The sequence below is a fragment of the Olleya sediminilitoris genome (assembly GCF_016785945.1).
Lineage (GTDB): Bacteria > Bacteroidota > Bacteroidia > Flavobacteriales > Flavobacteriaceae > Olleya > Olleya sediminilitoris.
This window is the reverse complement of the sequence record NZ_JAEMEF010000004.1, coordinates 228,009-250,461: the sequence shown is the minus strand read 5'-3', so window position 1 is coordinate 250,461 and position 22,453 is coordinate 228,009. Positions and strand designations below refer to the sequence as shown.

The 22,453-nt window shown below is 34.3% G+C and carries 20 protein-coding genes; all 20 read right to left on the bottom strand.

Going from position 1 to position 22,453, the window contains the following annotated elements:
* Positions 1-72: 72 nt before the first annotated feature.
* Positions 73-1,011: a cyclase family protein gene (locus JAO71_RS06860; protein ID WP_194530495.1), complete on the bottom strand. Its 939-nt coding sequence runs from the start codon at positions 1,009-1,011 to the stop codon at positions 73-75.
* 135 nt (positions 1,012-1,146) lie between these two features.
* Positions 1,147-2,244, bottom strand: coding sequence for an L-dopachrome tautomerase-related protein (locus JAO71_RS06855; RefSeq protein WP_202999770.1), 1,098 nt, complete (start codon positions 2,242-2,244; stop codon positions 1,147-1,149).
* Positions 2,245-2,276: 32 nt separating this feature from the next.
* Positions 2,277-2,759, bottom strand: coding sequence for a cupin domain-containing protein (locus tag JAO71_RS06850; protein ID WP_202999768.1), 483 nt, complete (start codon positions 2,757-2,759; stop codon positions 2,277-2,279).
* Positions 2,760-2,877: 118 nt separating this feature from the next.
* The gene (locus JAO71_RS06845; protein WP_202999766.1) at positions 2,878-3,450 is read right to left on the bottom strand and encodes a Crp/Fnr family transcriptional regulator; all 573 of its coding nucleotides are present in this window, start codon (positions 3,448-3,450) and stop codon (positions 2,878-2,880) included.
* A gap of 238 nt (positions 3,451-3,688) precedes the next feature.
* Positions 3,689-4,330 carry a DUF6266 family protein gene (locus tag JAO71_RS06840; RefSeq protein WP_191099767.1) on the bottom strand — a complete coding sequence of 214 codons (642 nt, stop codon included), beginning with the start codon at positions 4,328-4,330 and terminating at the stop codon, positions 3,689-3,691.
* A gap of 125 nt (positions 4,331-4,455) precedes the next feature.
* Positions 4,456-4,896: a DUF6943 family protein gene (locus JAO71_RS06835; protein ID WP_191099766.1), complete on the bottom strand. Its 441-nt coding sequence runs from the start codon at positions 4,894-4,896 to the stop codon at positions 4,456-4,458.
* A gap of 1,117 nt (positions 4,897-6,013) precedes the next feature.
* The gene (locus JAO71_RS06830; protein ID WP_202999757.1) at positions 6,014-6,508 is read right to left on the bottom strand and encodes a heavy-metal-associated domain-containing protein; all 495 of its coding nucleotides are present in this window, start codon (positions 6,506-6,508) and stop codon (positions 6,014-6,016) included.
* Positions 6,509-6,540: 32 nt separating this feature from the next.
* Positions 6,541-8,319: an efflux RND transporter periplasmic adaptor subunit gene (locus tag JAO71_RS06825; protein WP_191099765.1), complete on the bottom strand. Its 1,779-nt coding sequence runs from the start codon at positions 8,317-8,319 to the stop codon at positions 6,541-6,543.
* On the bottom strand, positions 8,309-8,791 hold the full coding sequence (locus tag JAO71_RS06820; protein ID WP_178984908.1) for a DUF305 domain-containing protein: 483 nt from the start codon (positions 8,789-8,791) through the stop codon (positions 8,309-8,311). Before JAO71_RS06820 ends, JAO71_RS06825 begins: the two co-directional genes overlap by 11 nt.
* A 26-nt stretch (positions 8,792-8,817) precedes the next feature.
* Positions 8,818-9,609 carry a cation transporter gene (locus tag JAO71_RS06815; RefSeq protein WP_105045948.1) on the bottom strand — a complete coding sequence of 264 codons (792 nt, stop codon included), beginning with the start codon at positions 9,607-9,609 and terminating at the stop codon, positions 8,818-8,820.
* A gap of 4 nt (positions 9,610-9,613) precedes the next feature.
* Positions 9,614-12,115 carry a heavy metal translocating P-type ATPase gene (locus JAO71_RS06810; protein WP_191099764.1) on the bottom strand — a complete coding sequence of 834 codons (2,502 nt, stop codon included), beginning with the start codon at positions 12,113-12,115 and terminating at the stop codon, positions 9,614-9,616.
* The gene (locus tag JAO71_RS06805; protein WP_191099763.1) at positions 12,115-13,353 is read right to left on the bottom strand and encodes a TolC family protein; all 1,239 of its coding nucleotides are present in this window, start codon (positions 13,351-13,353) and stop codon (positions 12,115-12,117) included. The genes JAO71_RS06810 and JAO71_RS06805 overlap by 1 nt, the downstream gene beginning before the upstream one ends.
* Entirely contained in the window at positions 13,350-17,057 is a 3,708-nt protein-coding gene (locus JAO71_RS06800; RefSeq protein ID WP_191099762.1) for an efflux RND transporter permease subunit, read from the bottom strand. The genes JAO71_RS06805 and JAO71_RS06800 overlap by 4 nt, the downstream gene beginning before the upstream one ends.
* 107 nt (positions 17,058-17,164) lie before the next feature.
* The gene (locus JAO71_RS06795) at positions 17,165-17,578 is read right to left on the bottom strand and encodes an HYC_CC_PP family protein (protein WP_036122971.1); all 414 of its coding nucleotides are present in this window, start codon (positions 17,576-17,578) and stop codon (positions 17,165-17,167) included.
* Positions 17,579-17,649: 71 nt separating this feature from the next.
* A complete protein-coding gene (locus JAO71_RS06790; protein ID WP_054851359.1) occupies positions 17,650-19,602 on the bottom strand; it encodes a heavy metal translocating P-type ATPase in 1,953 nt (650 codons plus the stop codon).
* Between the two features lie 11 nt (positions 19,603-19,613).
* Positions 19,614-19,820, bottom strand: a complete 207-nt coding sequence (locus tag JAO71_RS06785) for a GDCCVxC domain-containing (seleno)protein (protein ID WP_076692386.1) — start codon at positions 19,818-19,820, stop codon at positions 19,614-19,616.
* Between the two features lie 5 nt (positions 19,821-19,825).
* On the bottom strand, positions 19,826-20,413 hold the full coding sequence (gene merTP / locus JAO71_RS06780; protein WP_054851360.1) for a mercuric transport protein MerTP: 588 nt from the start codon (positions 20,411-20,413) through the stop codon (positions 19,826-19,828).
* A complete protein-coding gene (locus JAO71_RS06775) occupies positions 20,410-20,772 on the bottom strand; it encodes a DUF3703 domain-containing protein (protein WP_191099761.1) in 363 nt (120 codons plus the stop codon). Before JAO71_RS06775 ends, merTP begins: the two co-directional genes overlap by 4 nt.
* Positions 20,773-20,828: 56 nt before the next feature.
* Entirely contained in the window at positions 20,829-21,242 is a 414-nt protein-coding gene (locus tag JAO71_RS06770) for a Fur family transcriptional regulator (protein WP_013622780.1), read from the bottom strand.
* Between the two features lie 2 nt (positions 21,243-21,244).
* Positions 21,245-22,450, bottom strand: coding sequence for an efflux RND transporter periplasmic adaptor subunit (locus JAO71_RS06765; RefSeq protein ID WP_013622779.1), 1,206 nt, complete (start codon positions 22,448-22,450; stop codon positions 21,245-21,247).
* Positions 22,451-22,453: the final 3 nt, after the last annotated feature.

Sequence of the window (22,453 nt, the reverse complement as noted above, 5' to 3'; positions counted from 1 at the left end):
TTCTTTTTGGCTACCGTAGTATCTCTATGTATTGTTGATGTTTCCATAATTTCTAATTTTTTTTTGTTATTGTTATTTAATGGCAACAGGGTTTATTTGTACTTGCGTAGAGCCTTCATATAAAGGATGACCTAATACAAAAAGGAATTCCCAAGCTTTATCCTCAACCAACTCATCTACAAGAATATTTTCCAATACTTGTACACCGTATTCAGTTGCCATCATTTGATTTACAGGGAAAGACAGTGCGCTGTTTTCGTGTGGCACAGCCTCAAAAGACCAGTTGTCTGCACCTGCTGCAACAATTCCTTTTTCACCTAAATAATGCGCAGCTTCCGTACCAATTCCAGGTCCGCCAGCTAGGTAACGTTTGTCATCTTTACCCATTAATTTGGTCCATCCTGTATAAAATAAAACCACATCTCCTTTACGGATTTCAATGCCTTGTTTTTTGGCTACTTTTTCAATGTCTTCCACTGTAAAAACAGTACCTTCTTTTACAATATCTTGATTGTAATAGGAGCGCATATCTAAAACAATACCTCTAGTTACAATTGGAGGTAATTTTTCTAGCCCTAATTTTTTTACACCAGAAACGGTTAAAAAATCTTCTACTTTGTGTCCGTTATAATGCACATTGTCTCTACCATAATGTGCCAATCCGTTTATTTGAGATCCAACACCTGTCCAACCAATCAATTGATCATCGACGTAGGTGAATTTATTAGAACCTGCAGCAGCAGTTTCTGGTTGTAACGTTTCAATATGAAAGTATCTGTGACGGAAAGCTGCGGTTTCTGCATTTACCACCATTCCTAAGCGGTATACTTTACCTTTTTTAACCAATTTTACGGCATCTAAAACCGTTTCTTCATTTAAAAGGTTAAGTGCACCAATTTCATCGTCTGCTCCATAAGGTGACGTTGGTACTTGTTGTGCGTTTGTAGTTAAAGCAGTAAAAAGTGTAGCTGCTAAGGCAATTGTTTTTAATGTATTTACTATTGTTTTCATTTTAATATGTTTTTAAATTTCTTATACAAATTTCCGATTAAAGCTAGAGGTGTGCGAGGATGTACATCACCATTTTATAGTGATGTATGTCACATTTAATACTGCGCATACATCACTTGTTTTGTTTAGAGATACTTACTCTTCAATCTTCATCTTTAACACCAAGTAAGGCGGTTTACTAGCATCTTTTCCTTCATTTAACAAAGGCAGATTATGAAGTTGATTAGCTACGATATACAAGTAGTTTCCGTGTATGGCAACACCATCGGGCCAAGACAGGTCTTTTTTAGACTGTGCAATGGTTTTCATTCCAGCAGGCGTACTTTCTACAATGGCTGAATTTTCAACATCGGTGACATACACTTTACCGTTTGCACCTACTTTAAATCCGTCAGATTTTGGTTTGTTGGCATAAAACGCGATGTACTTATTAAGGTCGCTATCTTGCTTGCTTTCATCCGCTAAAACAGCAGACGGAATACGGTAAATTTTGGTATTTCCCATAGCACCATAGTAGATATACTTGTTTTCATCATCTATAGAAATTGGATTTAATGGGTATCTTGGTTGAATAGTAGTACCGTCTTTTCTTTTGTGAGAGACTAATCTACCGTGAATTTTCACTGGTTCATCAGCCGACAAAAAAGAAGCATTCCCTTCCAGAACTCGTCTTATATAACCCGTTTCTAAGTTTATCACGACAAAAGCTGGCGCAATTGGCGGATTTAAAGCATCGGTCATATCTGCAATTACAGCAGTGTTGTTTTTAACATCAATCACAAAATCTTGTAAAAAAGGTTTTGATGATAATACTGTATTCGGAATAGGAAAAACCTTTGTGACGTTACCGGTAACCAAATCAAAACCAACCAATTTTGGTGCCTGATTTTGCTTAACGTTACCCATATCCAACACCCAAAGAATTCCATTAGCATCGGCTTTAATTCCGATAGTTGAATTGATGCCTTTTAAACTTCCGTTTTCTGGTTTTACAATCCATTCTTTATCACCAAACGGAATGGCTTCTCCATTAGGCAAAATTTCTTTCACCATATATTTTGAAGCGCTTAGTGCACTCATTGTTACAAATATTCTTCCGTCGTTAGACACTGTTATATTTCCTGGTCTTGATTCTGGAAATGTTGCTATCGTTTCTAATTGTGCTTGTGCTAATAGTGTAAAATTCATTACAAATGCGAACAAGACTGTTTTTATAATTGTTATAGTTTTCATCGTTATTGTTTTTAAAATTGAATATGATTTACTTAGTTGCCTAAAAACTTTTTTTGCGTTGATGGGTCTACCCAAATAACATCGCTAGGATCTCTGGCTATGACATCAAAAACGAGTACGTCTAACGGACCTTCTAAAATTTTTCCGTTACCGTGTGCTGTACCTTTACCCCAAAACAATAAGTCGCCTTTTCCTGCAATAACAGGACCTTTATCGGCTACATAAAATTCTGCTTTGCCATTTAAAATATAGAGGTAAGCATCAGATTTTGCGTGGTAGTGCATAGGCACTTCGTCATACAGCCTAAAGATTCTAACACCTGCGTGTTCACGGTCTATTAATCTGATGTCTTTGATGATACCATTATGACTTTTAGGAACTAGCGTTACGTAGTCATCAATGTTGATAATACCGTAGGCATTACCCATTAAGGGTCTTTTTCCTTCTTGCGCATAGGTATTAAAACCTATAGCAATTACTGTAAATAATAGAAAAAGTGTTCTTGTCGTTTTCATAGTAGATTGTATTTAATTGTTCGATACAAAATTCTATGAAAACAAAGGGGTGTGCGAGGACATACATCACGGATTTTTTGTGATGTATATCAATATGGAAAAGTGATTTAGGTCACTTTTAGCTGTTAAAACGACTTAAAGTCTCTCTGGATACACCTAAATAGGAAGCGATTAATTTTTTAGGAACGCGCTGTATTAATTTTGGAAGTTTGTTTAATAAGTACTCATACCTACTTTCTGCGGTCATGGTAAGCAAAGACAAGATTCTTTGTTGCAAATTGATATAACCGTGATTGGATTTAATTCTGAAAAAGTTGGCAACTGCTGGTACTTCTAAGCAAATTTTCTCTCTGTTTTCTAAAGACAAACAAAAGAACTCAGAATCTTCAAGGCAATCCACAAAAATAGTCCCTGGTTCTTGATGCTGAAAAGCGTAATGGTCGCTCACCCAATAGTTTTCCATAGCAAATTGAAGAATATGTTCTTTCCCTTTGTCATCTATAGAATAGGCTTTTACTAGCCCATTGATAATCCAATATTCAAAATCTACAGATTGTCCTGTTTGTATTAAAAATTGGTGTTTTTTTAAGCTTTTATATTCAAAGTGCGATTGTATAAAGTCCCACTCCTCATTGGTTAAAGAAACGATTTCTTCAAAATGTTGTTTTAGTAAATTATACTTAGCATGCATAATAAAAATTGCTGTAAATTTTATGTGTTACAAATACTTAACTTTTATGTGACTTATTTACCAATACAATATTTAACTACCCTTGTATTCATTAGTGCTATTGTATTTGGGCAACAAATAGCATACAAAAAATGGATAATAAGAGAAGATTGACAACAACTATTAATAAATAGAGCAACAAATATAGTATAAAAAAAACCGCTCGATTAGAGCGGTTTCCAAATAAAAACACCAAGCATTAATTAGCTGTACCAGAGCCTAAATAAATACTGTTTGATACTTGACTACCATCAGCAGTAATAAAAGCCATAAATAGCTCTACTGTATCTCCTGCATAAGTTGTTGGGATTGGAATAATTTGAGAACCTACTGTTCTGTCTGCTCCATCAAGTAAAGAAATAGATTCCTTTTTTGATGGATTGTAAACCAATAACATCGCCTTGTCAGTAGCATTTGCGTTACCTTCAGCAGAGTTATCATCCCACCCAAAAGTTACTTCTCCAGCAGTTGCTAAATCAGTCGTTGGGTTTAGCACACCAGATAAACCTCCTCGACTTACTAAAGCGTTTGGATAGTCAACAACAAAGTTAGGTTCAGTACCTGTAATAGCATTATTCAATACATACGACATTGCAGCATTAAATTCTGTTTTCTTAACAGCTAACCCTTTATATCCTAACTTAATAAAAGGCTTTACAGCCTGTAAAAATTCTAAAGTGGCAGTAAACTTGGTTCTTTGGTTTACTTGACCAACAGTTCTTGGATTGGCTACACTTGAAGGTTTAATTCTAATGTAATCAATTCCTTTCCAGCTTCCACCGATAACGTTACCAACCTTACCTGAAAGACCTCCTAAAATACCTTGAGCAATTTTACCCATAACATAAATAATTTAAATGAAACATAATTTTCTTCGGACTTGGTACGGACTTAACACGAAGTTGTACCTTCCGCTGAAATATATGGCAAGTTTTATGCTATTCTTTTGATATGGATTTTGTTGCTTTAGATTGCTTCTTTTTGCATTTTAGAAAATAAACTTTGGATATATGATACTTTCAAATCTGCCATTTTCGAAATGACTTTTTGAAGTTCGGCTTCTTTTTCACAAATTGCTGACACTATATTAATATGCTTTTGCAATTGAAATTCATTATTTATTAATGATATAAAACTATTTTTTAGAGTATTTCTGCAATCATCTATTGAAATAAACGGAATAACACTTCCTTTTAAATAGTAAGCGTAAAAACCGCCTATTTGCAACATCATAGATAAGTGAAAAAGTGTGTGTTTTACCTCTTCTGTTGTAGTAGTGACAACGAAACAGTTAGCACAGGATTTTAAGAGTGGTTTTCCGCTGTTTAGACCTTTATTTAGAATGAAAAAATGAGGGTTCGAGTAGGTTCTTCCGATTTGGTGTGTTTTTAGTTCAAAAGTTGACATAGCTATCCAATTTAAAATTGCTTCGCTACGCTTCGCGCCATTATTTTTTTTGAAAAGAAAAAAGATAGCTATAGTTGTTGTGGCGTGGGTAAGGCTGTCAAGGTTTTTGGATAAAAGTTTTTTGAGTTGAATGTCTAAATCAAAAGAAAAAGGGTATTGAAAAAAGTTTTATTCAAAACCCGTAGGGCTTGACCTTTATAGCCTTGTGCGGTTGGCAGAGGTAGCCACATATATTTGCCATCTTTTTTTATTTTAATATTTCAAATCGGTTTAAACTTGATTCAATTTACTTTTAACTTTTCTGGGGAATTAACACTTAAAAAAATAGGTTTCAGTTCGTATTTGAGCGTTGGATGAAGCGTTTGTATATGTAGCGTTTTAAATAGTTGTTTGATAAAACAGCATTTAAACAAGCTACTTATACAGGACTTTTAGACAATAGCTTATTGCTTTTTTGAGGCACGATAAAAAGTAATGTGCTATGGCGTACTACAAAATATTGTAAACCTATTTTTTTATATCCTATTTCTTGGGTGGTGGGGAAAAGTGGACTTTAATATTTGTTAGTGAAATGAAACAAACAAAGACTTGAGGTAAGGAATACTTGGACTTAACGATGGTTTTGTGCAGTTGAATGAGATAACGAATATTATAATAAATTAACGTTACCCTTTGAATGTTCGACTGTTTAATGTTTGTTCAAAATGTAGTTAGAAGTTCGGATGTGAGCGTTGGAATAGCGGATATTTTACATAATAGCAGTTATAGCGACGAAAATATAATAACACGCCGTAGGCAACCTCTGAAAGGATTTTTGCTCCTATAACTTCTATTATGTAACATAGCTTGGGATTGGTTTTGTGGCGTAATAGTTGTTTTGAGCGTTGGCAATGGCTCTTTGCTTTTTTATTGTACCAATTTTATAAAATAACGACGTTTAAATAAAACAAGCAATGTGCTATTATAGGGTTGGCTACAAGTATTATGACATAAAACCAATTATGCATTGGCGCGCGGAACAACACAAAAGACAGAGGATTTTGAGGTACGAAAAAACTGGGTTTTGGGTTGTGGGGAATAAAAAAGAGCCTTCCGAAAAAGACTCTTTCATTTTTGTTTAATGGTCGTGATTTGAATGGTCATCACTTTTTTCTTCACCAGATTGATTCATCATCATTTCGTGGTCGTATTTACAACAACCTGGTAAACCATCATATGCTTCTTCATCACCTGCTACTTTTTCGGTATCATATCCTGAAGCTGCGATTGCTTTATGGATTGCCATTGCATCGGTTTTTGTATCATCAAAAGACACATCAATCTTCTTCTTATCGACATCCCAATTAGCACTTGCTACACCTTCAACACCGTTAGCTGCTTTTTCGATAGTGTTTTTACACATACCGCAATTTCCTCTTACACCAATAGACAGGTCTGTCATTGCCATATCTTTAGACATTTCAGTAGTTGTGGTTTCTGTTTCTTTTTTGGTTTCGTTTTTACAACTTGTTAAACCTAATGCTGCTATTACAGCTACACTTAAAATTACTTTTTTACTCACGTCGATTACATTTTTGTTTTTGTGTTCGTGATTTTTCTTTGAAAAATTCATTGTTTAAAATTTAATTGTTATTACTTGATTTATTATTCTATTACTTGTTTTACTTCACCACAGGTTAGCATTGCTTCGCCAAAGTATGGATTGATTACTTTTTCTTCTTTGCTTAACCAATAAGCACCATTATTGTTATCTGCCATTGGACAAAATTCTACATAGACCTTTTCATTGATACCAAATAGTTGTACAGCATTGATTAGATGTGATGATAAATGTTTAAAATGGTCTCTTTGTGATTTTATATCGGACGTTTCAGAAATTGAAGTTGCAGAAGATTTTATTTCGCCTTCTAATGACATCCAATGGTTATGCGCCTTATTATCTGACAACAATTTCATATCTACTTTGTTCAATTTATTTAATAAAGTTGTTGCGTTTGCTGAAGTACTTATTGAATCTTCTTTTACTAAAGCATCTTTTAAATTGATATACGCATTGTAAACACTATTTAACTGTTGTTGAAATTTCTCTGATACTTCCAAACGCTCATTCATATTAGTGTGGTCACTTTCTTTGTTAGATGCATTGTTATCCATACCTAAATGACCTTCGTGTCCAGTCATTACTTTACCACCATCTTTATTCATCATAGACTTTTTGCCTTGTAATTGTGCTGCTGCATCAACCGTAAATGTTCCGTTAGTCACTATTTCATTTCCAACAAATAAACCTTCTACAACTTCATATTCATTACCAATTTGATTGCCTAATTTAATTTCACGCATTTCAAAAATAGGTTGGTCTGGATTTGTTTTAAGGTACACCACAGAACGTTCACCTGTCCATAATACAGAAGATGCAGGAATTGATAATACTTCATCATTTTTAGCTGTACTGCCTTCAATATTTGCGGTTACAAACATTCCTGGTTTAAATACATCGTCCTTATTGCTTAAAACAACACGTAAGGTTACAGTTCTTGTTTTCGTGTTTAAAACTGGGTCAATGAAATCTACTTTACCTTTAAACTCTTTATTAGGATAAGCATTGGTTGTTATCATCACTTCCTGTCCTTTTTTAAAGCGGTCAATCTGATTTTCATACACATCAAAATTTCCCCAAACTGTGTTGAGATTGGCAATTTTTAATAAGGGTTGACCTTGTTTAATGTAATCGCCTTGCTCTACTAATTTTTCAGTAACAGTACCCGAAAAGGTTGCATAAACAGGAAAGTTTTCTTTCACTTTTCCTGTTTCTTCAATCTGATTGATTTGATTTTCAGAGAGCTTCCATAATTTCAATTTATTACGGACTGCTTTGTATAAAGCAGGTTGTGATTCTTTTAAAGATGCTGCTGTAATTAATTCTTGTTGTGCTGCATAGAGTTCTGGCGAATAAATGGTTGCCAATAATTGACCTTTACGAACTTCTTCACCTGTAAAACTCACATTCAAACGTTCAATTCTTCCAGCGAAATAACTTACCTGTACTGCATTGGCTTCTTCGTTTTCAGCAATTTTACCAGATAACTTTATGGTGTTGCCTTCAACATTTCCCTTGCCTACAACAGTTGTTTGAATATTGGCTAATGCCATCGCATTTTCTGTTAGTTTAAATTGGTCTGCCATTAAGCCATCACTTCCGCTTTCCGCAGGAATTAAATCCATACCACAAATGGGGCAGTCGCCTGGCTCTGGTTGCATAATCTGTGGATGCATAGAACACGTCCACATTTGATTGGTTGCTGCAACCGCATCGTGATTATGGTCTATTTCTTCATTTGATGAGCCACCAAAAAGCAACCAACCCAATAACACACCTACTACGAGTATGCCAATATATATGACTATTTTATTATTTTTCATTCTCTAATCGTTTTATCATTGCTTTCATTTCTTCTATTTCTTTACGTTGTGCTTTTATAATGTCTTCTGCTAATTTCTTAACTTCTGGGTCTTGAATATCTGCTCTTTCACTTGTTAAAATAGCGATAGAATGATGCGGTATCATTGCTTTCATCCAAAGGACATCACCAATAATTGGTGCTTGTGTTCTTACCAACCCTAATGCACCTACAAACAGAATAAAACTACCTGCAAGTATGGCGATATTCTTCTTTTTATCATTATACATTTTTCGCATAAAAAACCACATTATTACTGCCATTGTTGAAATTCCTAAACACGTCATATAGAATCGTGTTAAACTAAACCATACGTGGTCTATGGAATAGGTGTTTAAGTACATTGTGATGTACATTGCTACAAATGAGCAAGCCAACATTATAAAGAAGGTTTTGTAATTTCCTTTGTTTGAGTGTTCTTTTGAATTTTCCATATTTTTTGATTTTATAGTTAAACTTTTTACTTACTTAATTTTAATATCCTGAATGCACCTTGTATCACCAATCCAAATACAATGATTCCTATAATTAAATCTGGAATACCAGAATGCAGCCAATTGACTAAAACGCCTGCTGTAATTACGCCAAGATTTATTATAATATCATTAGAGGTAAAAATCATACTGGCACGCATATGTGCTTCTTGACTTTTAGATTTTTGTAAGAGGTACAAGCAAATGCCATTTGCAATCAAAGCAAATACTGAAACGATAATCATTGTTGAAAATACAGGTAGCGATTCATAGCCTAAAAACCGACGTATTACCTCAACGATTCCGATAATTGCAAGTGTTATCTGAAAATAGCCTGCATATTTTGCAATACGTTTCTTTTTTAAAACTGTACCACCAACCGCTATTAAACTCAATCCATAAACAAATGAATCTGCCAACATATCTAAACTATCAGCAACTAATCCCATTGATTTTGAAATAAGTCCTGTACTCATTTCAATAATAAAAAATGCAAAATTGATGATTAGAACTGTCCACAACAGTTTGGATTGACTCCTTGTAGATTCAGTAATAATTGTGTCGGTATCTTCTGAACTGATTAAACTTTCATTTAATTTTAATTCTTTTAAGGCATTACCAATTTCATTTACATTTGAATTATGATATAGTGTTAAGATTCTTTCTTCTAAATTAAAATCAAGTTGTTTGATACCATCTATATCAGAAAGTTTCATTTTGATTAGATTTTCTTCAGAAGGACAATCCATTTTTGATATTTTGAAAACTGTTTTCTGCATATAATTAAATGTTTTTTGTTCTTAATCGTAATGCGTTACCTATTACCGAAACAGAGCTAAAACTCATTGCTAAAGCTGCTATCATTGGCGAGAGTAGTATTCCGAAGAATGGAAACAACACACCTGCTGCAATAGGTACACCTAAAGTGTTGTAGATAAGTGCAAAAAATAGGTTTTGCTTAATGTTCTTCATTACAGCATTACTCAAATTTTTTGCTTTTACAATACCGTGTAAATCGCCTTTTACTAAAGTTATCATAGCACTTTCTATCGCTACATCTGTTCCTGTTCCCATTGCAATACCTACATCACTTTTTGCCAATGCTGGTGCATCATTAATTCCATCACCTGCCATAGCAACTACTTTTCCATTTTTTTGTAGTTTCTCTACTTCTTTGAGTTTGTCTTCTGGTAGCATACTGGCTTTAAAATCTGCAAGATTTAGTTCTGATGCTACTGCTTGTGCTGTATCGTGATTATCACCTGTTAGCATTATTACATCTATCCCTTTATCTTGAAGTGATTTAATGGCTTTAGCACTTGTTTCTTTTATCTTATCGCCTATAACTACATATCCAACTACGGTTTCATCTATTGACAAATAAGAAACTGTTTTGCCTTGTTTTTGGTAAGATTTAGCTTCGTCTTTCATTTTAGAGGTAATATCTGCTTTGGCATATTCCATCATTTTAGGATTACCTAATGCTACATTTTTTCCATCAATTTTAGCTTCAACACCTTTTCCTGTAACAGCACTAAAATCTTCGGACTTTAAAATTTCTGCGTTGTGTTCTTTGCCATATTTAACTGTCGCTTCTGCTAAAGGATGTTCGCTATTGGTATTTAATGACACGATGTACTGTAACACTTCTTTTTCGCTTAAAGCATCATTAAAAGCACCAACGGTTTCAACTGTTGGTTTTCCTTCGGTAATTGTTCCTGTCTTGTCAACGATAAGCGTATTTACCTTATCCATTTTTTCAAGAGCTTCAGCATTTTTAATCAATACACCATTTTGAGCACCTTTACCCACACCAACCATTACAGACATTGGTGTTGCTAAACCTAAAGCACAAGGACAAGCAATGATTAGTACTGCAATTGCATTGACAAACGCATACACATAAACTGGTTCTGGTCCCCAAATAGACCATACAATAAATGTGATAATAGAAATAAGAACTACAACTGGCACAAAATAGCCTGAAACTTTATCTGCTAAATTTTGAATAGGTGCACGACTTCTACTGGCATCATTAACCATATGAATGATTTGTGATAATAAAGTGTCACTTCCTACCTTTTCTGCTTTCATTAAAAAGGATTGATTCCCATTAATGGTTCCGCTACTTACTTTATCTTCTTGAGATTTGTTTACAGGAATAGGTTCGCCTGTAATCATAGATTCATCAATAGTTGTTTCGCCTTCAGTTATCACACCATCTACAGGAATTTTATCTCCTGGTTTCACTTTTAGAATATCATTAAGTTCTATCTCGTCAATACTGACTTCAATTTCTTCACCATCTACTATTTTTATGGCTTTATTAGGTGCTAACTTTAGTAACTCTTTTACTGCCGAATTGGTTTTACTATGCGCACGAGCTTCTAACAACTGACCTAAAAGCACTAACGTTAGAATAACTGTTGCTGCTTCAAAATAGACGTGAACTGCACCTGATTCAGTTTTAAATTGTTCAGGAAATACATCTGGAAACAACATCCCAAATACACTAAATAACCAAGCCACACCTGCACCGATTCCAATAAGTGTAAACATATTGAGATTCCACGTTTTTATGCTTTTATAAGCACGCTCAAAGAACATCCAAGTAGCATAAAAAACAACTGGAATGGATAGTGCAAATTGAATCCAATTCCAATTTTTCTGTTCCATTATATTATACAATGGATTGTTATTAAGCATTTCGCTCATAGCAATTAAGAAAATAGGTAATGTGAATACAGATGCTATCCAAAATTTCTTTAATAGCTTCTTATACGTTTTTTCTTCTGCTGAACTATCTGCTTCCATTGGCACTAAATCCATCCCACAAATAGGACACGAACCTGCTTCGTCTTTGACAATTTCTGGATGCATAGGACACGTCCATTGTTCCTTTGAAGTTGCTGATAGATTTTGTTCTTCCACCAAATCCATTCCGCAAACAGGACAATCGCCTGGTTCATCATAAGTTTTATCGCCTTCGCAATGCATAGGACAATAAAATGTGCCTGTGCCTTTTCCTTTGGGTTGCTCTTTCTTTTTATCATTTGAATGCTGATGTTGTTCACCTTGTTTATGAATACTGTATCTATCACCATCCTTTTTTAAGGCTTCTTGAAAAGTTTCTATGGGAATATGCGATTCCATTTCGATGGTAGCTTCTGCCTTATCTAAATCGACTGTTGCTTTTGAAACACCTTCTATTTTAGAGAGCGTTTCTTCAACGTGACTGCGACAACCGTTGCAAGTCATTCCGTGTATGTGATATGTGTGTTTCATTATTGCTGTGTTAAATAATTAATGATTGTACTTTGCACATAGTAGGTCTTCACAGATTCTATTTGGTTCATTTGAAACTTTAGCTGCAACTCTTGAATATCCAAAACATCATTAAAATCAATCGTTCCTGTTTCGTAGCTTTTGATTAAAATGTCTTCTGCATCTTTAGCTTGCTTTAGGTTTTTGGTTTGGGTAGCATAACTTATTCTTGCAGAAATGCGTTCGTTAATCGCTTTATCTAAAAGCGTTTCCAAAGAATTTAAACGTTCCTGTTTTTGAGCTGTTATTTCTTGCTGTTGCAAATCATTTTGTTTGGTTTGCGATTTATATTTTTTATTGAAAATTGGGATAGATACCGAAACCATTGGCATTACAATATCCTTTCCGTTATCGCTGAAATCCATATTTGGTCTTTCGGAAACATTGATATAATCTAATCCAAAACCAATCATTGGACTGCTTTCTTTTTGATTTAATAATTCTGATTGCTCTATGGATTGATAGAGTTTATCATATTTCAGTAATTCAGGATGTAATGCTAAATTTTCAGAAGTAATATCAAAGTCTTCAGAAGGTATCATTAAACTATCTACCACATTCACGGTAACATCATTATCTCTATTCAATAGATTATTGAAGTTAGTTTGTTCTGCTAAAAATTGTTGTTGCAATACGTCTTTTAGTTGTTGCATTTCGTTTTGACGCATTTGCAAACGCAACACATCTACTGCGGATGCTTTACCAACCTCAACAGAAGTTAATGCCAACGTCTCATAAGTTTCTAATAGTTTGATGTTTTCTGTTAAGACCTCTTGCTTTGCTTTATTGGCGTATAGATTATAATAGGATTGTGATACCGAAGCAATTAGTTTTCGCTTTGCGATAACAATGTCCTCGTATTTAGCATCTGCCAATGAACTCACATAATTTTCTCTCGATGTAATGGTTCCGAACCACGGTAACATTTGTTTAGCAGATACTTTAAAGCGTTGTGCACCTGTTCTGGTTTCCGGTTCACTTACAAAGTAACCAACACCAAATTCGGTATTAGGAATGGTATTGACTTCGTTTACTTTTTCAGAAGCTCTTTTGTATTGTAACTCAAACTTTTGAATTTCTGGATTGTTTGTTAAGGCTTCATCTATAAGTGTTTCTAATTGTTGTGCATTTCCAATGAGAACAAAGAATAACGAACAAAGAATAAAGACTGTTTTTATGTGTGATTTTATCTTTTTCATTTTACAGTTCTTTTAAGTTGAAATTCGGCTTTCCAGCTATATAATACTGGAACTACAAATAAGGTTATTAAGGCTATAAGCATTCCACCAAAACTTGGTATTGCCATAGGTATCATTATATCGCTTCCTCGTCCTGTAGAGGTTAATACTGGTAATAATGCCAAAATTGTAGTAGCTGTAGTCATTAAACACGGTCTGATTCGTTTTTCACCTGCTTCAACAACTGATGCTCTAATTTCCTTTTTATTATCTGGTGTGTTTCTATCGAATGTTTGGGTTAAATAAGTTGCCATTACTACACCATCATCGGTTGCTATACCGAAGAGTGCAATAAACCCAACCCAAACTGCAACACTTAAATTGATTGGGTGCATTTGGAATAAATCGCGTAGGTTTTCACCAAAGAAATTGAAGTTTAAAAACCAACCTTGACCATAGAGCCAAATCATTATAAAACCACCTGCAAACGCTACTGCGATACCTGTGAATACCATTAGTGATGTCCCTACAGAACGGAATTGGAAATACAGAATTAAAAAAATGATGGCTAATGCTAACGGTACAACAACCGACAAGGTTTTTTCTGCGCGTAACTGATTTTCATACGTTCCTGTGAATGCATAGTTGATTCCTTTTGGAACTATCAATTCACCAGAATCTATCTTTTCTTGGATTAGTGCTTGTGCATTTTCTACGACATTGACTTCTGCAAAACCATCCATTTTATCAAACAAGACATAGCCTACTAAAAAAGTATCTTCACTTTTAATGACTTGTGGACCTTGTTCGTATCTTATAGTTGCCAATTCGCTTAATGGCACAGGACTTCCTTTTTCTACTGGCACATAAATCTGTTTTAAGTCGGTTGGGTTTGCTCGTAATTCTCTTGGGTATCGCACTCGAACACCATATCGCTCTCGACCCTCAACCGTTTGAGTTAATACCATACCACCAACTGCTACTTTTAATACATCTTGAACATCTTGTATAGAAATGCCATAACGTGCAATTTTCTCTCTATCAATATCAATTAACAAATAGGGTTTACCAACAATACGGTCTGCAAAAACAGCTTCTTTTTTAACACCTTCAGCTTCCTTGATAATGTTTTCTAATTGCACTCCAAACGCTTCTATTTGCTTTAAGTCTTGACCTTTAACTTTAATTCCCATTGGTGCTCGCATTCCTGTTTGAAGCATTACTAATCGGGTTTCAATAGGTTGTAGTTTTGGTGCAGATGTAACACCTGGTAACTTTGTAACTCTTACGATTTCATTCCAAATATCGTCTGGTGACTGTATTTCTGGTCGCCAATTACGATAGTACTCGCCATCATCATCTTCAATTAATTGAGACCTTTTTATAGTGCTAAAAATGACGTTTTCGGAATTATTAGGATTTGCAATGAAACGACCATCCTTCAATTCAAAAAAGCCATCATCATTCACTTTATAGCGTTGGCGTTGTCCGTTTTCATTCAGCATATATTCTGGTTTGTACTGAATGATATTTTCATACATTGAAAGTGGTGCTGGGTCTAAAGCTGATTCTGTTCTTCCTGCCTTACCAACTACGGTTTCAATCTCTGGAATACTGGCTACTGCCATATCTAATTGCTGTAAAACACGTTTGTTTTCTTCTACGCCAGAATGAGGCATCGAGGTTGGCATTAGTAGAAATGAGCCTTCATTTAATGATGGCATAAACTCTTTACCTGTATTTTTCATAATGAAAAAACCTGCAATTACAATAACAGTTGGTGCAGATAAAAACAATAACTTATTATCTAAACACCACCTTAAAATACGTGTGTAATATTTGATAAATAATGAGAAAATACCTAATAAACCAAAGCAAATAACACTCACAAAAATGAGATTCCAGAAGATACTTTTATCAACGCCTAACGGTCTCCAATATTCGGCTAACAGAAATACTATTGCAGTTGTACATATTATGATATTAATTAAGTTGGATTGTTTTTCTGTTATTTTATTTTGAGTACTTAACAATGCTGTGATACCAAAAGCTATCAATATTAATCCTAACCAATAACCATAGATTATTGCTATTATCCCTAATACTATTAAAACGCCATTTAAAGCATATTTAAAATGCGTTTTTATGCTTTTCTTTCTGAATAAAAACGCTGCAAAAGGTGGAATTAAAAACAATGCTACAATTATTGAAGCTGTTAATGCAAAGGTTTTTGTGAATGCTAATGGTCTGAACAATTTACCTTCAGCGCCAATCATTGTAAATACAGGAATGAAACTTATAATTGTAGTCATTACTGCGGTTACGATTGCACCAGAAACTTCGGCTGTTGCGTTGTAAACTACTGTATTAATGGATTGTGTTCCATCATCTTCATCTAAATGCCGAATGATATTTTCTGATAGTATAACACCAACATCGACCATTGTTCCGATAGCAATTGCAATACCAGATAATGCGACAATATTAGCATCGACGCCAAAGAGTTTCATCGCAATAAATACCATTAAGACTGCAACTGGTAATAATCCTGAAATCAAGACAGAAGCTCGAAGATTAAACACCATAATGATTATAACCAAAATGGTAATCAATATTTCAAGAGTTAAGGCTTCATTGAGTGTACCTAAAGTTTCTTGTATCAATTCTGTTCTGTCATAAAAAGGCACTATGGTAACTTGTGATGTTCTTCCATCTGCCAAAACTTTTGAAGGTAATCCTGCACTTAATTCATTAATTTTTTCCTTTACGTTATTAATGACTTCCATTGGGTTTGCTCCATAACGAGCCACCACAACAGCACCAACAACTTCAGCACCTTCTTTATCCAATAAACCTCGTCTTGTTGCTGGACCTAATGAAACTTTTCCAATGTCTTTAATTTTTATTGAAGTGAAATTTTCAGAATCAACTACAGCATTTTCAATATCTGCAATGGATTTTACATACCCCAAACCACGAACTAAATATTCGGCTTGGTTAATTTCCAAAGTCTGTGCACCAATATCCTTATTACTTTCCTTAACCGCTTTTACAACGTGATGCAATCCAATATTATACTGACGCATTAGTTCTGGATTTACGTCTACTTGATACTCCTGAACATAGCCACCAATAGAAGCAACCTCTGAAACACCACTTGCAGAGGACAACGCATACTTTACATAGTAATCCTGAATACTGCGTAACTCTTGCAAATCCCAACCACCAGTTACATTTCCGTTTTTGTCACGACCTTCAAGCGTGTACCAAAATATTTGTCCTAATCCTGTAGCATCTGGACCCAAAGCAGGATTAACACCTTCGGGCAATAAACCACTTGGTAAGGAATTAAGTTTTTCGAGAATACGACTTCTGCTCCAGTAAAATTCTATATCCTCTTCAAAAATGATATAGATGCTTGAAAACCCAAACATAGAGGAACTACGAATGGTTTTCACTCCAGGAATACCCAATAATGATGTGGTTAATGGATAGGTTATTTGGTCTTCTATATCTTGTGGGGAACGACCATCCCACTTGGTAAATACGATTTGTTGATTTTCACCTATATCGGGAATAGCATCTACTGCTACAGGGTTACTTGGCAAAAATCCTGTATCCCAATTAAAAGGTGCATTAACAGTTCCCCATCCAATAAAAAGGACAAGTAGTAAAACTGCAACGAGTTTGTTTTCTATTAAAAATTTGATGCTTTTATTTAGCATATGATTGATTTTAAACAATTAGACAATAGTGTTGTAAAAACACCGAATACAGTAAATTATCCTTACGACATTGCAGTCATAGGATAAAAGAGTCTATTGTTTAAAAATCAAATTAAGTATGTCTCGTCAATCTTGTAGAGTTGCCTTATGACGAGTGGTGGTTTGTATTCTTCGTAGGTAGATACATTACTGTCTAAACCTTCAAAAAGGTTAATGTAAGTATAAACAAATGAAGCGATGAATACTTGTTGCTCAAACGTGATTTTGTCAACTTGCAATTGTAATTCGTCTTGACCTTCAATTGCTAATTGTTTATCATCACAACAATTTTTCTTGGTAATAGAACATTCTTCGGTTGAAGGCTTTTCCATTTCCATTCCGCAACCTTTGGCTTTTTGAAAGATAGCAGATTCTACTAAAGTATCTCCACAATAATGCATATTCACAGTAAATGACATTGTAGAGAATAACACTACAAAAGTCATTGCTAAAGACATTATTTTATGGAAAATCTGCTTCATATTGATTGCGAAGTTACGAAATTTTAACAACTATTGATTTTGTTTAACAGAAGTTTAATTGATTAATCTGCTTAATCCCATTTCATTTTCTGCAATCGAACTGCATTTAAAATTGCTAATAATGCTACTCCTACATCTGCAAAAACAGCTTCCCACATTGTGGCTAAACCACCTGCTCCTAATATCAAGACAATAACTTTAACTCCAAACGCTAAAATGATATTTTGCCAAACAATTTTTCTTGTAGAACGACTTATTTTAATGGCTCTAACTACTTTTGAAGGCTGGTCGGTTTGAATGATAACGTCTGCTGTTTCAATAGCTACATCACTACCTAAACCACCCATTGCAATACCAACGTTACTTGCTGCTAAAACAGGTGCATCGTTAATACCATCACCTATAAAGGCTATTTTGTTTTCAGGATTTTTCTTTAAAATTTCAACTTCGTTTAATTTATCTTCTGGAAGTAAACCACCTTTAGCATTTTCGATATTCAACTCTTTAGCGACTTGTTGCGTGATGGAATCTTTATCACCGGAAAGCATCATAATATTTTTAATGCCTACTTTGTGTAATGCTGTAATAGTTTCTTTTGCATCTTCCTTTAATTCATCTGCTATGACTACATAACCTGCAAATTGATTATCGATTGCTACTAAAACAATAGATTCTACAATAGATTCCGTTTCAGATGGAACATCAATATTATTAGTAGTCATTAAGGCTTTATTTCCTACTAAAACTGTTTTACCATTTACAATGCCTTTTAAACCTTTACCTGCAATTTCAGAAACGTCTTGTGCTTCAAAATCTTCTCCCTCTGATTTATACTCTAAAATTGCTTTAGCAATTGGATGCGTGGATTGTTCTTCCATCGCCATTAAATATTGCATAAATTCGGTTTCTTTCCAACCGATTGCTTTTACTTCTTTGATTTTAAAAACACCTTTGGTAACGGTTCCTGTTTTGTCCATTACCAAAGTACTTATCTTGGTCATTGCATCTAAAAATGAAGCACCTTTAAATAAAATTCCATTTTTTGAAGCTGCTCCCAAACCACCGAAATAACCTAATGGAATTGAAATCACTAACGCACAAGGACAAGATATTACCAAGAAAATTAATGCTCTGTATAACCAATCTCTAAATACATAATCATCTACAAAAAAGTAAGGTATAAAAGTAACACCAATAGCTAAAAACACAACAATTGGTGTGTAGATACGAGCAAACTGTCTAATAAATAGTTCTGTTTTAGACTTACGAGCTGTAGCATTTTGAACCAAATCTAATATTCTCGCAATAGAACTGTCTTCAAACTTATTAGTTACCTCAACTTCAATAACGCTTTCTAAATTGATACTACCTGCGTAAACCTTTGCTTCTTTCTGAATGGAATCTGGTTTGCTCTCGCCTGTTAACGCTGCGGTGTTTAGAGATGCTTTTTCGGATAATAAAATCCCATCTAACGGTATTTTCTCACCTACTCGAATTTGTATTTTTTCACCAATATTTACAGCTTCTGGCGACACACTAACATAATCACCATCACGAAATACATTGGCTTCTTTTGGTCGAACATCTAATAAGGCTTTAATATTTCCTTTTGCTCTATTAACTGCTGCGTTTTGAAATAATTCTCCTACTGCATAAAATAGCATTACTGCCACACCTTCAGGATATTCACCAATGATAAACGCACCAATGGTGGCAATAGACATTAAAAAAAACTCGGTAAAAACATCGCCTTTTATAAGACTTTTCCATCCTTCTTTAATTACAGGAAATCCAACTGGAATATATGCTAAAGTGTACCAAACTACTCGAATCAATCCTTCAAATTGAGGAATCGCATCAAAATAATCTACAGCGATACCTACCATTAACATAACAAAACTTATAATAGCAGGAATGTATGTCTTGAATGCACTTCCATCTCCGTGGTCGTGACCATCATCGTGAGAATGTTGCTCTTCTGAATTTGGTTTTAAATCTCTTAAATTGACTTTCTTTTTTTTCATTTAGTTTTGTTTTAGCAACAACTTTTGTTTTGTTGAATTGGTGGACAAGGAACTGTACCATAAGAACAATACACACAACAATCTCCTTCGATTGGTTTCAAAACCGTTTTACAATGCTCACACTCGTAAAAGAATTGACAAGCGTTAGTTGGCATATCTTCTTTCTTTTTATGACCACAGGTTGGGCAAGTGATTTCCGATTTTAATATAGTTTGCATCAATTTTAATTTTTATCAGTTACTTTATAACCCGTAGAATTAATTGCTTTCTCAATTTCTAATTCATTAGTTTTAGTTTGGTCATACTCAATGATTGCGTTACCATTCTTGTATGATGTTTTTGAGTTTACAATTCCGTTAAGTTTATTTACTTCGTGGTTTACGTGAGCTTCACAACTGGCACAAGTCATTCCACTTATTTTATACACTGTTGTTTTGATATTTGATTTATCAACGATAACAATTTGTTTCTCTGAATTTGGATAAAACATACTTGAGTAGTATGGTAATGCCAACATCACTATTGCGAATACTGTTACAACTCCTAAAAAGGTTTTTGACTGAATAAATTTTGGTTTTTTATCCGTTTCACATTCACAGTCGATTTCTTTTTCTGGTTTTAATTTTTGATACCAAGCAAAGAGAAGAACTAATATAGTTAGCCCTATTAAGTAAGGTCTAAATGGTTCTATCCAAGAAAAAGTTGAAGCTACACCACTTGTACCTGCAATTAATGCCAAAACAGGTGTGATGCAACACAATGAAGCTGTGATTGCTGTTAGGATACTTGTAACCGCTAATTTATTTTTCATTCTATATATAATAATTTTTCAATGTCATTTGGAATAGGCATACGTTTTAATGGTGGTACGTTTGCGCCACCTGTGTTACCAAGAGGAACGTGATTTATAAATGATTTCCAGCCACCAACAAGCAATCTAATAATTTGACCGAATACTTCTTTAGTATCTTTTTGTCTAAATCCAAACTTTAGCATAAGCCAATGTGAATAGGTATGTTCTATAGGATAAGATTGTCCTATTATATGACTACGTTCTAAATGATACCAAGCATTACCAAACTGCTTATTTTCTAAACAGAAACTGTATTGTTTTAATTCTTGGTTATACGCCTGTTTTAGATGTTTAGGTATTTTAGTATTAAACTTCATATCCTCTAATTTTGGATAAATGTACTTTAATAGTAAGTGCAATGGAAGTGCAATAATTAGACACTACACTTATCGCAAATACCTTTTACCACCAAATTTACATTCTCTGACACAAAACCATCTGGCACTTTTATTTGAGGTATTTTATGTTCTGTTAAGCAAATGGTTTCATTGCAATTATTACAATGGAAATGTAAGTGCAAATCGGTTTCAATTTCACAATTACATCCCTTTTCACATAATGCATATTTTGTAATCCCTGTACCATCGTCTATTTGATGCACAATAGCCTTTTCTTCAAAGGTTTTAATAGTTCTGTATAAAGTGGTTCTGTCTGCTTTTGAGAAAGCATTTTCAATATCACTTAAAGTAACAGCGACCTCTTTTTCTGCAAGAAACTTATATATAAGCAAACGCATTGCTGTAACACGAATATTTTTTGACTCTAATACTTGTTCTATTGTTTCCATAATTAATGTGCGTGTTCTGCTTCTCCTTTTTTCATTTCTGCGTTAAGATAATAAGCATTGTTATAAGCAAATTTTGTATTACTTTCTATGTTTTCAGTAAATTGAACCGATACCCAATCACCATCTTTAGTGCCTAACACAACTTCGATAGGTTTAAAGCTCCAATCGTCATTTTCTTTTTCTACTGAAAACACATAATATCTTTCGCCTTCTTTTATAATTGCACTTTCTGGTAAAGCTTTTGTTTGGGTATTATCTACTTGAATTTTACCTTGAATATACATACCAGGAATTAAGTTACCTTTTTTGTTTTCTATTTCTGCGTGAACGTGGACTGCTTTTGGGTTGTCCTCAAAGGTTTTGCTTACGGAATAGATTTCTGCGATAAGCTCTGCATCTGGTATGGATTGTACCGTAAAGTTAACTTTCTGACCTTTCTGTACTTTATAAACATCTTTTTCAAAAACCATTAAATCGGCGTGAACGTGATGCGTATTTACAATTTCAAATAATTCGGTTTGTGGCTCTACATATTGACCTGTTTTTACTTCAACTTTTTGCACAAAGCCTTCTATTGGACTTCGCAATGCTATGCGCTGTGCAATTGTTCCATTGCGAACTGATGTAGTGTTAACGTTGAGTATTCTTAATTGCGCTTCTAAACCATTAACCATTGCTTTTGATGCTTGATATTCTGCTTCTGCTTTCTGGAAATTAGCACCAGAACCAACACCAGCATCGTATAATTTTTGTTGACGTTCATAATTTTTCTTTGCAAGCTCGCTATTGCTATAAGCGTTTAAATAATCCGTTTGCGCTTGTATGATATTTGGGTGCGATAGATAAGCCACAACTTGACCTTTATTAACCTTATCACCTTCAATCACTTCAATTGAAACGACATTTGCACCAACAACAGTAGTAATAGCTGCTTCGTTTTGTGGTGGTACTTCTAACGTTCCGTTTGCTTCTACATAGCCGCTCATATTACGTAATGCTAACGTATCTATTTTCATTTTCAATGCATCGAATTGCTGTTGTGAAAGCATTACTTCGTCTTCATCGTGATGCTCTTCGTTAACTTCTGTTTTTTCTTCCTCATCGTGGGAATGACCATCATTCTCGTTATGATTTTCTTTATTTCCGCAAGCTGAAACAAATATGGCTAACACCATTACGGTAAGGATTTTATATATTTTGTTTTTCATTGT

Coding starts and splice junctions, on each gene's coding strand:
- merTP (WP_054851360.1), bottom strand. CDS start 20,413: ATGAAAAATAAATTAGCGGTTACAAGTATCCTAACAGCAATCACAGCT.
- JAO71_RS06810 (WP_191099764.1), bottom strand. CDS start 12,115: ATGAAACACACATATCACATACACGGAATGACTTGCAACGGTTGTCGC.
- JAO71_RS06830 (WP_202999757.1), bottom strand. CDS start 6,508: ATGAATTTTTCAAAGAAAAATCACGAACACAAAAACAAAAATGTAATC.
- JAO71_RS06800 (WP_191099762.1), bottom strand. CDS start 17,057: ATGCTAAATAAAAGCATCAAATTTTTAATAGAAAACAAACTCGTTGCA.
- JAO71_RS06775 (WP_191099761.1), bottom strand. CDS start 20,772: ATGAAGTTTAATACTAAAATACCTAAACATCTAAAACAGGCGTATAAC.
- JAO71_RS06765 (WP_013622779.1), bottom strand. CDS start 22,450: ATGAAAAACAAAATATATAAAATCCTTACCGTAATGGTGTTAGCCATA.
- JAO71_RS06850 (WP_202999768.1), bottom strand. CDS start 2,759: ATGAAAACGACAAGAACACTTTTTCTATTATTTACAGTAATTGCTATA.
- JAO71_RS06845 (WP_202999766.1), bottom strand. CDS start 3,450: ATGCATGCTAAGTATAATTTACTAAAACAACATTTTGAAGAAATCGTT.
- JAO71_RS06805 (WP_191099763.1), bottom strand. CDS start 13,353: ATGAAAAAGATAAAATCACACATAAAAACAGTCTTTATTCTTTGTTCG.
- JAO71_RS06840 (WP_191099767.1), bottom strand. CDS start 4,330: ATGGGTAAAATTGCTCAAGGTATTTTAGGAGGTCTTTCAGGTAAGGTT.
- JAO71_RS06815 (WP_105045948.1), bottom strand. CDS start 9,609: ATGCAGAAAACAGTTTTCAAAATATCAAAAATGGATTGTCCTTCTGAA.
- JAO71_RS06795 (WP_036122971.1), bottom strand. CDS start 17,578: ATGAAGCAGATTTTCCATAAAATAATGTCTTTAGCAATGACTTTTGTA.
- JAO71_RS06855 (WP_202999770.1), bottom strand. CDS start 2,244: ATGAAAACTATAACAATTATAAAAACAGTCTTGTTCGCATTTGTAATG.
- JAO71_RS06785 (WP_076692386.1), bottom strand. CDS start 19,820: ATGCAAACTATATTAAAATCGGAAATCACTTGCCCAACCTGTGGTCAT.
- JAO71_RS06835 (WP_191099766.1), bottom strand. CDS start 4,896: ATGTCAACTTTTGAACTAAAAACACACCAAATCGGAAGAACCTACTCG.
- JAO71_RS06825 (WP_191099765.1), bottom strand. CDS start 8,319: ATGAAAAATAATAAAATAGTCATATATATTGGCATACTCGTAGTAGGT.
- JAO71_RS06860 (WP_194530495.1), bottom strand. CDS start 1,011: ATGAAAACAATAGTAAATACATTAAAAACAATTGCCTTAGCAGCTACA.
- JAO71_RS06790 (WP_054851359.1), bottom strand. CDS start 19,602: ATGAAAAAAAAGAAAGTCAATTTAAGAGATTTAAAACCAAATTCAGAA.
- JAO71_RS06770 (WP_013622780.1), bottom strand. CDS start 21,242: ATGGAAACAATAGAACAAGTATTAGAGTCAAAAAATATTCGTGTTACA.
- JAO71_RS06820 (WP_178984908.1), bottom strand. CDS start 8,791: ATGGAAAATTCAAAAGAACACTCAAACAAAGGAAATTACAAAACCTTC.